12 protein-coding genes and 1 pseudogene are annotated in these 14,186 nt (G+C 40.7%); 4 read left to right on the top strand and 9 right to left on the bottom strand.

Features of this window, described 5'->3' with window-relative positions; all coding sequences use genetic code 11:
- Positions 1-29: 29 nt before the first annotated feature.
- From RWP19_RS07820 to aroF, 6 genes are all read right to left on the bottom strand, one after another.
- Positions 30-1,265, bottom strand: a complete 1,236-nt coding sequence (locus tag RWP19_RS07820; protein ID WP_314357190.1) for a shikimate kinase — start codon at positions 1,263-1,265, stop codon at positions 30-32.
- 123 nt (positions 1,266-1,388) lie between these two features.
- Positions 1,389-2,528 carry a prephenate dehydratase domain-containing protein gene (locus RWP19_RS07815; protein WP_314357189.1) on the bottom strand — a complete coding sequence of 380 codons (1,140 nt, stop codon included), beginning with the start codon at positions 2,526-2,528 and terminating at the stop codon, positions 1,389-1,391.
- Complete coding sequence (gene aroC, locus RWP19_RS07810) at positions 2,515-3,609, bottom strand: chorismate synthase (RefSeq protein ID WP_314357188.1); 1,095 nt, start codon at positions 3,607-3,609, stop codon at positions 2,515-2,517. The genes RWP19_RS07815 and aroC overlap by 14 nt, the downstream gene beginning before the upstream one ends.
- Positions 3,610-3,681: 72 nt before the next feature.
- Positions 3,682-4,950 carry a 3-phosphoshikimate 1-carboxyvinyltransferase gene (aroA, locus tag RWP19_RS07805; protein WP_314357186.1) on the bottom strand — a complete coding sequence of 423 codons (1,269 nt, stop codon included), beginning with the start codon at positions 4,948-4,950 and terminating at the stop codon, positions 3,682-3,684.
- A 106-nt stretch (positions 4,951-5,056) separates the two neighbouring features.
- A complete protein-coding gene (gene aroB, locus RWP19_RS07800) occupies positions 5,057-6,109 on the bottom strand; it encodes a 3-dehydroquinate synthase (RefSeq protein ID WP_314357184.1) in 1,053 nt (350 codons plus the stop codon).
- A gap of 74 nt (positions 6,110-6,183) precedes the next feature.
- Positions 6,184-7,197, bottom strand: a complete 1,014-nt coding sequence (gene aroF / locus RWP19_RS07795) for a 3-deoxy-7-phosphoheptulonate synthase (protein WP_314357183.1) — start codon at positions 7,195-7,197, stop codon at positions 6,184-6,186.
- 478 nt (positions 7,198-7,675) lie between these two features.
- Here aroF and RWP19_RS07790 point away from each other — a divergent pair, with 478 nt between their 5' ends.
- The 3 genes from RWP19_RS07790 to RWP19_RS07785 all read left to right on the top strand — a co-directional run bounded on the left by RWP19_RS07790 (position 7,676) and on the right by RWP19_RS07785 (position 9,106).
- Positions 7,676-8,092, top strand: a complete 417-nt coding sequence (locus RWP19_RS07790) for a GNAT family N-acetyltransferase (protein WP_314357182.1) — start codon at positions 7,676-7,678, stop codon at positions 8,090-8,092.
- Positions 8,093-8,126: 34 nt separating this feature from the next.
- Entirely contained in the window at positions 8,127-8,354 is a 228-nt protein-coding gene (locus tag RWP19_RS09440) for a hypothetical protein (RefSeq protein WP_399553582.1), read from the top strand.
- A gap of 113 nt (positions 8,355-8,467) precedes the next feature.
- Positions 8,468-9,106, top strand: coding sequence for a hypothetical protein (locus RWP19_RS07785; RefSeq protein ID WP_314357180.1), 639 nt, complete (start codon positions 8,468-8,470; stop codon positions 9,104-9,106).
- 82 nt (positions 9,107-9,188) lie between these two features.
- On the opposite strand, the gene RWP19_RS07780 is transcribed toward RWP19_RS07785, so the two are convergent.
- The gene (locus RWP19_RS07780; RefSeq protein WP_314357179.1) at positions 9,189-10,217 is read right to left on the bottom strand and encodes a ribonucleotide-diphosphate reductase subunit beta; all 1,029 of its coding nucleotides are present in this window, start codon (positions 10,215-10,217) and stop codon (positions 9,189-9,191) included.
- Positions 10,218-10,291: 74 nt separating this feature from the next.
- Positions 10,292-12,574: a ribonucleoside-diphosphate reductase subunit alpha gene (locus tag RWP19_RS07775; RefSeq protein WP_314357178.1), complete on the bottom strand. Its 2,283-nt coding sequence runs from the start codon at positions 12,572-12,574 to the stop codon at positions 10,292-10,294.
- A gap of 440 nt (positions 12,575-13,014) precedes the next feature.
- On the opposite strand from RWP19_RS07775, the gene RWP19_RS07770 reads away from it, so the two are divergent.
- Positions 13,015-13,530 (top strand): flavodoxin family protein, encoded by a 516-nt coding sequence (locus RWP19_RS07770; protein ID WP_314357176.1) that lies wholly within the window; start codon positions 13,015-13,017, stop codon positions 13,528-13,530.
- A 114-nt stretch (positions 13,531-13,644) separates the two neighbouring features.
- On the opposite strand, the pseudogene RWP19_RS07765 reads toward RWP19_RS07770, so the two are convergent.
- Positions 13,645-14,186: pseudogene (locus tag RWP19_RS07765) on the bottom strand (hypothetical protein); the annotation flags it as partial.

The raw sequence follows: 14,186 nt of genomic DNA, 5'->3' as shown, positions 1-14,186 counted from the left end.
TCGGCGAGAGCCGACTTTTTTTATGTAGTTTATAGTAAGTTTGCTTCGAAGTCTTCTAGGATAGCCGCCACTGTTTCTGGTGCATTACGATTATGTTCTACGATGCATTGCGCGAAGCTTTCATACATTGGTTTACGCGTTGCTTCTAGTTCGCGTAATCGTTCGATGCCACCACTGGAGAGAACACGACCAGAGGTAGATAGGTTTTCTACTGGTTGTGTTAATTGGTAGATGCGACCGTTTTGGCGTAGGTGTGCGTAGTTTTTAGGCACTGTTACACAGCCGCCACCAGTAGAGATAATAAGGCCTGTTTGCGTGCCGAGCTTTGCAATCATTTCTGCTTCTTTTTCACGGAACGCTGGTTCCCCTTTTTCTGTAATATAGGTAGAGATATCACCAATTTCTTTTTCCAACTCTTGATCAACATCGACGCAAGTACGGCCCATTTCTTCACTGAGCGCTTTGCCGACTGTAGTTTTTCCTACGCCAGGCATGCCGATGAGGATAATGTTTTCCTTTTCACGGCGCATATCGCGTAAGATTTGCTCAACTTCCTTTGTGCCAAAGCTTTCACCTTGGAAATGGTTTGCCGCCTCAACGCCTTGAGCTACGAGGAATGGCAAGCCATCACAATGAGGAATTTCCATCATTTCTGCTTGTAACAGTAAAATCGTACGGCGTGGATTGTAGATGAGATCTACAACGCCTTCCAATTTGGAGAATTGCGTAATATCGATGAGGTTAGCTGGATTATGAGGATACATACCGATAGGTGTACAGTTAATAATAATCTGTGCTGTTTCATAGTAATTAGGCGCATCACCATAGAATGGTGCGGTCTTACGAGAGAGGTGAACTATGTTCTTAGCTCCTAAGTCTTCAAGAGCTACGTGAACGGTAGCGGAGGAAGCGCCATCGCCAAGGATAATACATTCCTTGCCAGATACATCAATGCCAGCATGTTGTAGAGTAAATACAAAACCATCGTAGTCTGTATTATAGCCGTGCCATTTACCATCTTTGCGAACCATCGTATTTACGCAGCCAATGCGTTCAGCTCGAGGGTCTACTACATCACAAGCTTCAAGGGCATTTACCTTGTATGGGATAGTGATATTGATACCTTGTAATTCTGGATCCGCGAAGAACTCTTGCAATTGGCTCGGTTCGCGCTCAAATAATTCGTAATTTGTATTCCCTAGTGCACTGTGAATGCGAGGGGAGAAGCTATGGCCTAACGTACGGCCAAGTAAACCAAATTTCATAGGACCTCCTAGGTCAATATACATAGAATGGCTAATAGGCTGGTACCTATTAGCCATTGAAGTTTTATAACTATATGTATTGTACTATATATGTTCTTATAGGGACTAGTACATATAAGTATATTAGTTTTCAGGGTAATTGCCTAGTAAGCGGAATTTATCTTGTGATGTGTGCAGCTCTGCTAGAACAGACAATACCTTAGGATCTGCTAAGGATGCTTCTAAGTCGAGGTAGAATAAGAACTCAAAGTTATGGCCTACAATCGGGCGAGACTCGAGTTTGGTAAGATTTACGCCGATGTTTGCAAACTTGGTAAGTAATGTACCAAGGCCACCTGGAGCATGGCTTGCTGTAGTTACCACGGAGATTTTATTAGCCCCTGGGTATACATGGAAGTCCTTGCTGATGCAGATAAAGCGCGTATAGTTGTTATCGCTATTTTGGATATTGCGCATCAATGGAGATAAATTATATAAGTCGGCACATTGAGGAGCTGCAATAGCTGCCACACCTGGGTCGTCACTAGCCGCTACGAGCTGTGCTGCACGAGCCGTGTTATCGAAGGAGCGTAATTCTACGCCTTCTAATTTCTCTAGGAAGTGGCTGCATTGGCCCAACGCTTGAGGATGGGAGATGATAGTGTGAATATCTTCTAGTTTCGTTCCTTTTTTCACGAGTAAGTCATGAGAAATCCAAAGACGTGTACCGCGCACGATATAGCATTTGCGATCTTCTAAGAGATCATATACTTCTTTTACTGAACCATTGGAGCTGTTTTCGATAGGTAATACACCAAATTGACATTCACCAGACTCCACAGCGTCAAATACGGCACGGAAGCCTGTTACATAGTGAATTTGGCTGAGTGGTAATAATTTATCACATGCCACTTGAGCATTGCTACCAAATACGCCTGCGCAAGCTACGCTACCACGTTGTGGTGGCAATGTAGGCGATTTTTCGATAGCTTTTTTCATTTTTACGGTGAACTCGTTGTCGTGAAATAATTGTTCTGACTGATAGGTACGGCTTAAGCTGAATAAGGCTTCGAAGAAACGGCGTGCATATAAATCGAGATCTGGACCTGCATCCTTTGTGACCTTGTCGAGAATATCTCGTTCTCGTTTGGCATCGTAAATAGCCTTGTTCATTTCTTTTTTTGCTGCTGCTACGTCCTTGGAGAGTTCCATGCGCTCCTTGAAGAGGTCGAGCATTTGGTCGTTTATATCGTTAATTTTAACGCGTACTTCATCTAAGTTCATGGTCAATATCTCCTAAGAAATCAAGAATAACAAGGGCCGTAACAGCTTCGATTACAGGTACTGCACGAAGCGCTACGCATGGGTCGTGACGACCTTGGATTGTGAGCAATGTGTCCTCTTTTTGTGAAAGTGACACAGAATGTTGTTCTTTATAAATGGATGGTGTTGGCTTGATGCCCACTTGCATAACGAGTGGTAAACCATTGGTAATACCACCCTGGATACCACCGCTATTATTGGTGGTTGTTGTAATCTTGTCGCCGTCCATGGTGAAAGCATCATTCACTTCGGAACCAAGCTTAGCACACATGTCAAAGCCTCCACCGAAGGATACGCCTTTAATGGCGGGTACCCCAAAGATTACGCGAGCTAAGCGGTTTTCAATGCCATCAAAATTTGGATTGCCAAGGCCAATTGGTAGACCTGTAGCCACGACTTCAACGATACCACCTGTAGAGTCCCCATCTTTTTTGAGGTTCATAACAAGGGTTTCTACTTCGCTACGTTTTTGTGGATCAACCATAGCAATTGGCTCTGTAGCGATGCTAGCTAATGCTTTCATATCTGGGTGAACCATGTTGATAGGAGTATCTTGAATCGTTCCCACTTGTTTTAAATGTCCGTGGATTTCGATGCCTTTTTCACGTAATAGTTGTAGAGCGATGCCACCAGCTACGCAAAGTGGTGCTGTAAGGCGTGCTGAGAAGTGACCACCTCCGCGCATATCTACCTTGTCGCCGTAGCGCATGCGAGCTGTGAAGTCCGCATGAGATGGGCGAGGGATATCGCGTAAGTTGTTATAATCGCTAGAGTGTTGAGATGTGTTGCGAATCATAAATGCCAATGGGGAACCACTGAGCATGCCGTACACCAAACCTGCTAAAAATTCAGGTGTATCGGCTTCCTTACGTTGTGTTGTTAATTGATTTTGCCCTGGCGCACGGCGCTTTAAAAAGGCTTTTAACTCATCGATATCGATGGTATGTCCACAAGGCAGCCCCTCTACAATACCGCCGATAGCGTACCCATGAGAGGCGCCAAAGGTAGATACCTGTATGGTTTTACCGAAATTAGATGCCATTATATTAACTCCTACTATATAGTACGTACTATTTCTATTATCTATTAGATTAAACCAGATACGATTAGAAATCTAAACTGGTTGTACATTACCGCCCAGTAAGTTCCAGTCCTCAAAGAAGTCTGGATAGGATTTTGTGATAGCTTCGCTATCTTTTAGTGTAACTGGATTTTCACTGATGAGTGCCATCAATGTACCAGCCATAACAAGGCGGTGGTCATTCACGCAATCACCGTGTCCGCCTTTAAGTATACCATTACCGATGATATATAGGTCATCGCCTTCTTCACGAACAGTACCGCCTAGATCTCTTACGAGATTGGCAACAGCTACAAGACGATCAGATTCCTTCAAGCGTAGGCGGGCACCCTTAATAAAGGCGCTTTCACCAGAAATAGAGCATGCGAGAGCTGCCATAACAGGCAACATATCTGGCATTTGCTCTAGGTCTGCATGGATTGGCTTGGAAGCACGACCTGTGACCGTCACATTCATACCATCCCATACAATATCACAACCAGCATCAATCATAACTTGCATGATGCGGCGGTCAGCTTGTACAGAATTTTTGTTCATGCCTGTAATCGTAATTGGTTTGCCCGTCATACCAGCGGCTACCATCCAGATTGCTGCATTAGACCAGTCGCCTTCGATTTGGTAATTATCACGACCTATGAAGGACGCACCAAATGGTACTGTGAAAGCCTCATTGATGTTTGTGTCTGGTAAAGTGTGTTCTACTTCGACACCAAAATCTCGCATTGTTTCAGTAGTTAGTGTTACATAATCGCTAGATTGTAGTGGTGTAGTAGAGGTAATAGTAGATAAGCCGATTTGAGGGGCTGCCAACAATAAACCAGAGAAGAATTGGCTGCTCACATCGCCTACCATACTAAATTGACCGCCTTGGAGACGACCTGTCATAGCAAATGGCGGTTTATCTTGGGAGAATGTCACGCCATGCGCTTTCATTTCGCCTAGCATAGGTTCGAGAGGGCGATCTGGTAAACGACCTTTGGCATCTACATCTACATTATTACAGATAGATGCTGCTACAGGTAATAAAAGGCGTAATGTAGTGCCTGATTCGTGAGGAACTACACTACCCTTTGCTGGGACAGGACCTGGTGTAACAGTGACAACTTTATTTTCATATACTACGTGAGCGCCTAAGCCTCGCAAGGAGTCCATAGTAGCATCGATATCTTTAGAGGTACGGCTTAGTAGTATAGTAGATGGAGAGTTAGCAAGGGCTGCACAAATCAAAGCTCGGTGTGCATGTGCCTTTGCTGGGATGGACGCAATCGTTCCTGTAGGAATGGCGTTTGTTACGGAATGCATATAAATCTCCTTTAAATATTAGGTAAACCTTATATTACAAATAACAATTATGCAGGTTGTAGGTGCTAGAAACCTTAGATAACTTAATGGTAATAGATACGTTATCTTAATCAAGATAGGTTGCTAACTCCTCGTGGGTAACAATCTTGAGATCACTATGACCATAACTAGTAGGTACAACGATTTTTATAGTAGCGCCTTCGCTTTTTTTATCATGTTTAGCAGCTGCTAGGATTTCTTCTTTTGTTATGGTCGTAGTGGTTGGCAAATCGTGTGCTTCGATAAGGACCTTTAATTTGTCTAACGCCTCTGCATCTAATTCTCCATGTTTGACAGCACCTTGCGCCATAAGGACCATGCCAATAGCAACGGCGTAGCCATGGTGGACTTCAAAGTGGCTGGCCTTTTCGATGCCATGACCAAAGGTATGACCGAGGTTTAAGAGGGCACGAACACCAGATTCACGTTCGTCTTGCTCTACGATATCCGCTTTTGCTTGAACGCAGCGAGCGATGACTGTACTCACGCTATCACGATGTTTTATTAATGGCTTTTTTTCTAGTTGAGTTAATAAACCGGGTACATCGAGGAAACCGTATTTAATAATTTCCCCACATCCATTTTTCCATTCCATGTCTGGTAATGTATTAAGTGTTGTTGGATCGCAGAGAACGAGGATTGGTTGTTTGAAAGCGCCCCATAAGTTTTTACCTGCCTCAAGGTTTACGGCTGTTTTACCACCTACAGAGGAATCTACGGCTGCCAATAGAGAGGTTGGAACCTGTACATAGTCGATACCGCGTAAGTATGTAGCTGCTGCAAAGCCTGCCATATCACCCACAACGCCTCCGCCGAGGGCGATGAGAAGGTCTTTACGCGTTAACGATTGGCTTGCCATATATTCTACTAAATCGATGAGTTGGTGAGCGTTTTTTGAGCTTTCACCAGCAGGGAATACATAATCACAAACTGTATAACCCGCATGTTCCATATTAGCTTTCACAGAATCCAAATAATGCGGTGCCACATTGGTGTCGCTGACGATGATTACGCGACAATTTGGTTTTAATGGTTTAATATAATCAGTGATGCGTTGTAAAGCGCCCTCTTCGATGACAACATCGTATGGTGTGGACGCATTAATATGGATGCGAGTCATAACGGTTCCTTTCATAAAAGAATAAGCTAGTATCTATTATAACGGATACTAGCTTATTTGTGTGGTATTTAAGATTATTTAGTGCATTCTACCAATGCTTGGCGCAATGCGATAACTTCTTTCATAAGGCTAGTGAATTGGTCTGGACGTAATGCTTGAGGGCCGTCGCACAATGCTTTGGATGGATCATTATGAACTTCGATCATAAGGCCGTCTGCACCGCCGCCTACAGATGCAAGAGAAAGTGGACGAACCATGCGGCTCATACCTGCAGCGTGGCTAGGGTCCATGATGATTGGTAAGTGAGATAATTCGTGCATTATAGGAATTGCTGTTACGTCTAATGTATTACGAGTTTTAGTTTCGAATGTGCGGATACCACGTTCACATAATACAACTTGTTCATTGCCTTCGGACATGATGTATTCAGCCGCCATCAACCATTCTTCGTATGTAGCAGATAAACCACGTTTTAAAAGAATTGGTTTGTTTAATTTACCTACTTCTTTTAAAAGTGTGAAGTTTTGCATATTACGAGCGCCGATTTGAAGCATATCTACATTATCGAAGTATTGTAATTGGGAAATATCCATAACTTCGGAAACGATAGGAAGACCAGTTTCTTTTTTTGCGAGCTCTAACAATTCCAAACCTTCAGGGCCCATGCCTTGGAAGGAGTATGGAGAAGTACGTGGTTTGAAAGCGCCGCCGCGAAGGATTGTGGCACCAGCTTCTTTACAAGCTTTTGCTGTTTCTAATACTTGTTCAGGTGTTTCAACGGAGCAAGGACCAGCCATTACTGCGAAGTGACCACCACCGATCAATGCACCACCTACGTTGATTACAGAATCATCTGGATGGAATTTACGGTTTGCTTTTTTGTATGGTTCTTGAATGCGAGTTACTTTATCTACGAAATCAAGGGATTCAATTTGACGAGCATCAAGAGATGCAGTATCACCGATAAGACCTAAGATATTGTAGCGAGCACCTTCTACTGGATGGATGATGATCCCTTTTGCCTCTAATTCACCTCGTAAACGAGATACCTCTGCTTCTGCTGCGTTTGGTTTTAATGTAATAATCATGATAAATCCTCCTTGTAAACTACAGTGAATAGTAGGGCTCACCATACGGGATAGCAAACAAAAAAGGGCTACCCGTAGTTTAATACGGGCAGCCCTTTTACTATTCTAAGCAACTAATAATGACTAAATCTTAATTAGCGTACCACAAATAGTTCCTTACCCGTACGTTGGATAAAGAACCAATAAAAGTATTGTTTTGTAGCTGTGCTAATTTGGTTAGTCATCTTTGGTTGCTCCTTTCTAAAAATTATGGGTATAGTATAAACCCAAATGATAAAATTATGCAATACCTAAAAATGAATTTCATGGAAGTTTTAAAATATTTTGGCTGTGGAAACTAATAGGGTCTAAGAAGTTTATTGGAATTAAGCATGTTTTTGATATAATAAAAATAAAAAGTTTTCAGTGTTTATAGTATGTTTCATAATACGCTTGAATCGATTTTTATAAATATACTTATTCTGTGAAAGGATTACCTATGATTATTCAAATCTTAGATCATATAACTGATGACATAAAACAAATTCGTATCGATGTGTTTATGAAGGAACAAGGTTTTGAAGACGAGTTCGATGAAATCGATGAGACTGCAAAGTTTGTCCTCTTATCTATAGATGGTAAACCGTCGGGGACTTGCCGATATTTTCCTAGTGACGTAGCTGGAGATGCGCATATTGGACGTATGGCGGTACGCAAGTTATATCGAGGACAACATTTAGGAACAAAGATTATGATGGCTGCTGAAAATGCTATTCGTCGTGATGGATATGAAACGTGTTCCTTATCTGCACAAGTGCAGGCAAAACCATTCTACGAATCCCTTGGCTATAAAGCAGAAGGGGAAGAATACCTTGATGAAGGCTGTCCACATGTGATGATGCGAAAAGTATTATAAGAAACTAGCAGAATCATTACAAGAGTGAGCTGATTTGAATTATAAAATTAGCGATTTAGAGCTTCGTTTGACTAAAAATAGTTTAGTGCAAGAAGGGGAAGCACCGAATGAGAACCTTGAAGAGCTTTTAAAAACATTAGATCAATGTGTAACTCTAAATTTCATATTTTATATGATAATGTTTTTTCTTATTATTCTAATTTATCGAAATCAAATACCGCTACCTTTGATTATAGGTACGTTAGTACTACGGTATATTTAATTTTTTGATAAGTATATAAATTTTACTTTTTACTTAGTGAATTATGGTATAATATAATTAAATAATAATCATTATTTAATTATATAGAATTTCTTAAGTAAGGAGATTTCATTATGACAGCAGAACAAAAAGCAGCTACGGCAGCAACAAGTTCTACCGCAGCTAAACCAACACCTGAACAAGGTACCGAATGGATAATTTGCCGTGTATGCGGATATATTGAGGAAGCTAAGTACAGGGATCAACCTTGTCCAGCATGTGGTTTCCCTCCAACAGTTTGGATGGATTACAAGCCACGTCGCATTGATCCAAAACGTGAAAAATTGCTAGATCTTCATTTACATCCAATTGCGGTACATTTCCCAATCGTAGCAACAGCAGCTTCTTTCTTAGTACCTGTTATTGCATTGTTGATTCCATCTATTGCAAATGTATTATTCCCTGCCATTACATTAGTAGCAATGATTTTACCACTTCTCGTTATCATTGGTGGTATTTCTGGTTATATTGGTAGTAAATTACGTTACAAAACAGGAACATCTAAAATCCCTAAAACAAAGATTTACTTATCAGTTATCTACTTTATTCTTTCCTGTGTACAAGCCTACATCGCTATTACTAACGGTGTAAATGCTGATAACGCATGGATTATGATTATTTTAGGTATCGTAGCTTCTATCTTTGCTGCCAAACTTGGTAAAATGGGTTCCTATCTATTTGCAGGTCGATTCAGCCCATATACAGCTGGCTAATCGTTATTAACTGAATAACCTTTATAATGAAAAAAGTGATTCTCCCACCGTGAGAATCACTTTTTCTTTTATCATTTTTTTATTATTCTAAATCATCGAAATCAAATGCCGCTGCTTTTGTATAGTTTGTAACTTTTGCTTCGAAGAAGTCAGTTTTTGTGCTGTTCAAGTTGGAGAAGCTTTCAATCCATTCCATTGGATTGTCCTTGATTTCAGGGTATAGATGAGGCAAGCCGATAGCTTCTAAGCGGATATTGGCAAGGTATTTGATGTAGCGTTCGATAAGAAGGTTGTTAAGGCCGAGGATTTTATCATCAGTGATGTATTGACCCCACGCGATTTCGTTTTCCGCACCTTGACGAATCATGTCAGTAATTTTCGATTCAAGTTCAGGCGTGAACAAGTCAGGGCGTTCACGACGTAACTCGCGGATGATGTTTTGGAACAATACAAGGTGAGTTACTTCGTCGCGGTTGATGTATTTGAAAATAGTGGATGTAGCTGTCATTTTACCTTGGCGTGCCAATGTGTAGAAGAAGCTAAAGCCAGAGTAGAAGTAAATACCTTCTAAGATATAGTTGGCGATGATTGTGTGGATAAGGTTTGCTTCGCTAGGATCGTCGCTGAAACGTTGGTATGCATCGGCGATGAAACGGTTACGTTCAAGCAATGTTTTATCTGTACGCCATTCGTCATAAATTTTGTCACGTGTAATAGGATTTGTTACAGTGTCCAAAATGTAGGAATAACTTTGAGCGTGAATTTCTTCTTGGAATGCTTGGATATTCAATAAAGATGCCACTTCAGATGCTGTAATATAACGGCTCAAGTTAGGCAAGTTTTCAGATTGAATGGAATCAAGGAAGTTCAAGAATGCAATAATTTTGTCAAATGCACGGCGTTCATAATCTGTTAAGTATGGGAATTGCTTAACGTCTTCGTTCAAGGAAATCTCCTCAGGAATCCAGAAGTTGTTGAGCATTGTGCGGTACATTTGGTTCGCCCAGTCGTACTTGATACGGTTCCATTCGCGAAGGTTTGTTGTGTTGCCACCAATCATAGATTGCGTGCCACGTTCACCATGTTCGTTGAAAATCAGTTTTTTCTCCATAGTAGGACTCCTTTATACAACGATGCGACCTATACTACTATAGGTCGTCATCAGATTTATAAACACATCTCGTATTAGGAGGAGCAGCTTGTGCACTCATCCATTTCAAGGGATTGGTTACGGATGTAGTAGATTGTTTTGATACCTTGTTTGTAGGCCTCAACATAAAGGTCTAGAATTTCTTTCGCTTTCATTTGAGGTGTGATGTACAAGTTGAAAGATTGTGCTTGGTCAATATGACGTTGACGTACACCACAAGCTTTGATAGACCATTGTTGGTCGATTGTATGCGCTTCTTTGTAGAGCCAGAATGTTTTGTTGTTCAAATCTGGTGCAGTTTTTGGTGTGAAAGAACCTTTCTTCTCTTCTATGAAGAATTTTTTGAAGATAGGGTCGATACCAGCCGTTGTGTTCGCAATGTTGGAAGTAGAACCTGTAGGCGCTACGGCCATCAAATAACCATTGCGGATGCCGTATTTTGCAACGTCTGTAGCCAATTGTTTCCAACGATCGGATGTGTAGCCACGACGTGTGAAGTATTCACCAGTTTCCCATTCGGAACCTTTGAATGCAGGGTATGCACCTTTTTCTTTCGCCAATTCCATAGAAGCTTTGATGGCATAGTAAGCGATGTTTTCGAACAATTTGTCTGCTACGTCGATGTGCTCATCGGATTCCCATTGGATATCGTGGTTTACAAGGTAGTGGTGATAACCAGAAGTGCCAAGACCGATAGCGCGGTATTTATCAGATGTCATGCGAGACTCTGGTACTGGTGCTTGGTTGATGGAAATAACATTGTCTAACATACGAATTTGAAGAGCAATGTTTTCTTCCAATTCTTCGTCAGTAATACGGCCAAGGCTGATGGAGTTCAAGTTACATGTAACCATGTCGCCTGTATTTGTTTTCGTAGTGATAGTACCATCTTCGTTGATGATTTCTTCAGCAAGGTTTGTGAAGCCAACGTTTTGTGCGATTTCATGGCACAAGTTAGACGCGTAAATCATACCTGCATGTTTGTTAGGATTTGCAGCATTTACAGTGTCGCGGAAGAAAATGAACGGTGTACCAGTTTCAACAGCGGAGCGCATGATTTTTTTCATCATGTCTAATGCTGGTACTTCGATACCGTGTAAGTTAGGATCTTGTTCACATTCAAGGTAACGTTTTGTGAACTCTTTGTTATCGTCTGTGTCGTAGAAGTCCTCTAGAGCATAGCCTTTTACAGCCAAGATTTCATGAGGGTCGAAGAGGGTGAAGTTTTCACGGCCGATCATGCGTTCCATGAAGATGTTTGGAACAGAGATAGCAGGGAAGATATCGTGTGCTTTACGACGGTCATCACCATTGTTTGTACGAAGCTCTACGAATTCGTAGAAATCTTTGTGCCAAATATCAAGTGTTACTGTAGCGCCGCCTTTACGTTTACCTAATTGGTCTACTGCAACTGCCGTATCGTTGTACAAACGAATCCAAGGAATAACACCACCAGAGGAGTTTTTGAAACCGCGAATATCGGAGTTCAATGCACGAACTTTACCCAGGTAGATACCAAGAGCGCCACCGTGCTTAGATACGCGAGAGAACTTGCTATTTACATCGTAAATAGACCATAAGTTATCATCTACACCGGAGATAAAGCAAGATGACAACTGATGGAATGGTGTACCTGCATTTGCTAATGTAGGTGTAGCTGTTGTCATTTTTAATTGGCTCATCAAATCGTAGAATTTCTTAGCGTATTTTACTTTGTTTTCGCCTTCCACTAATGCCAAGTGCATAGCGATAGCCATGAAACGTTCTTGAGGTAACTCAAAGATTTCTTTGTTGAAGCCTTTTACCAAGTAACGATCAGCCAATAATTTAAGACCTTCGTAGTTGAAGAGATAGTCGCGTTTAGGTTTGATGTAATCACCTAACTCTTGCAATTCGTCTGATGTATATTCAGTAATGAAGAAGTCCGCGTATTTTTTCTCTTCTACAAGCATATGTACAAGATTTGGGAAGTTACCATAACCGAATGCTTTGTAACGGCGAGTGATAGCCGCTTCTTTATAGAGATCGAACAAGAAGAGACGGGCTGCTACGAATTGCCAATCTTGGTTCATTTTATTAACTTGGTTGCCAAAACCGTCGTCTTTTTTAGAGATAACCTTTTCGATAGCTGTTTGTACTAAAGTTTTTTGAATTTCTTTAGTAGTCATACCATCAACGAATTGTAACTTCGCATCCAACTCCAATTCTAGTGGATCACAAGAATCTAACCCCAAACATGCGAAGGCAATCATACGTTTCGTTTTTTCAACGGACAACGGCTCGAAATGGCCATCCCGTTTCTTGATCATAATCTCCATTACTATTCCCCTTGAGTCTTAAAAGTAATAAAACTGTTAATCTAAGCATATATAAGATTAGACTGAAAAGTATAAAATATCTTTAAGTTAAGTCTAATCAGAAAAATAAGAAAACTACTATATGTTGTAGTTTTCTTATTAAGCTTATACATTATGTTACGATTATAGCGGAAAAATTCTATACATTCAATATTGACATTTAGAAATTTATAAATATAGAATGCTTAAATTTATCGATATAGTTATAAATGCTAGAAAGTATTATATAAAGAGCATATATGATGATTTTGAATGATGTATCTCTTTTGAGAATAGTAAAATAGTACGTGGCAGTATATAAAATTCCGTTCTATATCATTCTATATACTATTGTGATTTATTTTATTAAAAGCAGGTCATACATGTCCTATAATAGATATATAGTAAATAGGAGGTAAGACATGAAGTCTATTGTTATATATTCATCCCTTACGGGAAATACTAAACAAGTGGCAGAGGCTATTACTAGCGTATTGCCAGCAGATACACTTTGCGTATCTATGAAAGAGTTGCCACCCGATGTATCATCCTATGATCTTGTATTTGTAGGATTTTGGGTGGATAAAGGGACCGCTAATAAAGAGGCTCGTGATGTACTAGGCACATTACATAACCCTCACATTGCTCTGTTTGCCACGGCTGGTGTTCCACCGCAAATGGCACATGCTAAGGAGAGCTTACTTAATGCAGCAAATTGTTTACCCGATGGCGTAGAGCCTGTAGGAACCTTCATCTGCCAAGGTAAGGTAGATCCTAAGGTTATCGAAATGATGTACAAGATGTTCCCGAAAGGGCATAGCCACGGCCAATCTGCTGATCGCGATGCACGGCACAAACAAGCTGCAGTACACCCAAATGAAGACGATTTTAAAGAGGCCCAAGCCTTTGCTAAAGATATCCTTACAAAACTTGGATAATGAATAAAAGCAGTACCCCTTTCGGGGTACTGCTTTTGTACTATTACAATATTATATTGTGCCTACTATTACAATAAGATATTGTTTCTTTATTATATTTATGATTATGGAATCTTAGTTATATAGTACGTTAAATTTAAGTTTACGTGTATCGAATTGGTTTATGAAGTACGACGTAATCAATAGCTTATATCCATTGCCTTCTATAATAACGGGATCGACAGCTGTTTTGTCGACTGTAAGGAACTTATCATAAATATGATGCACCTCTGTTACACCATTTGGTAGAGATACCTCTAAATCAAGGCCGTTGTTGAGGAACTTGAAGGAGATGGAGTCGAAGTTGGCAGATTCTACTTGGTATTCCTTAAGGTCTCTTTCGTAGACTATTAATTCGATATTTTCTATGTATTTATCGTAGCCTGCAATCGAAATAACCTTTGGTGCAGATATGGCATCAAAATTAATATATTCAACTCGTCTGCTGTTTATTGGATTTGTATCTGGCAGTTTTAAATCATCTACAGGAAAATATGGTGTGCCATAGTCCGTGAAGTTAGGGTCAAAGGTAGCAACTATTGGTAGGCTTGCATGCCATTCGCCATCAACTTTAGTATAGGTCACAAATTCACGATACGTTGTATAGCCTATGAATG

This window comes from uncultured Veillonella sp. (genome assembly GCF_963522475.1).
Lineage (GTDB): Bacteria > Bacillota > Negativicutes > Veillonellales > Veillonellaceae > Veillonella.
The sequence above is the reverse complement of the archived record's forward strand: the minus strand, read 5'-3'. Positions and strand labels throughout refer to the sequence as shown.

What these genes read in the sequence shown, in the direction of transcription:
- RWP19_RS07820 (WP_314357190.1), bottom strand. Translation starts at nt 1,265, where the DNA reads ATGAAATTTGGTTTACTTGGCCGTACGTTAGGCCATAGCTTCTCCCCT.
- RWP19_RS07815 (WP_314357189.1), bottom strand. Translation starts at nt 2,528, where the DNA reads ATGAACTTAGATGAAGTACGCGTTAAAATTAACGATATAAACGACCAA.
- RWP19_RS07770 (WP_314357176.1), top strand. Translation starts at nt 13,015, where the DNA reads ATGAAGTCTATTGTTATATATTCATCCCTTACGGGAAATACTAAACAA.
- RWP19_RS07775 (WP_314357178.1), bottom strand. Translation starts at nt 12,574, where the DNA reads ATGGAGATTATGATCAAGAAACGGGATGGCCATTTCGAGCCGTTGTCC.
- aroA (WP_314357186.1), bottom strand. Translation starts at nt 4,950, where the DNA reads ATGCATTCCGTAACAAACGCCATTCCTACAGGAACGATTGCGTCCATC.
- aroB (WP_314357184.1), bottom strand. Translation starts at nt 6,109, where the DNA reads ATGACTCGCATCCATATTAATGCGTCCACACCATACGATGTTGTCATC.
- RWP19_RS07790 (WP_314357182.1), top strand. Translation starts at nt 7,676, where the DNA reads ATGATTATTCAAATCTTAGATCATATAACTGATGACATAAAACAAATT.
- RWP19_RS07780 (WP_314357179.1), bottom strand. Translation starts at nt 10,217, where the DNA reads ATGGAGAAAAAACTGATTTTCAACGAACATGGTGAACGTGGCACGCAA.
- aroC (WP_314357188.1), bottom strand. Translation starts at nt 3,609, where the DNA reads ATGGCATCTAATTTCGGTAAAACCATACAGGTATCTACCTTTGGCGCC.
- aroF (WP_314357183.1), bottom strand. Translation starts at nt 7,197, where the DNA reads ATGATTATTACATTAAAACCAAACGCAGCAGAAGCAGAGGTATCTCGT.
- RWP19_RS07785 (WP_314357180.1), top strand. Translation starts at nt 8,468, where the DNA reads ATGACAGCAGAACAAAAAGCAGCTACGGCAGCAACAAGTTCTACCGCA.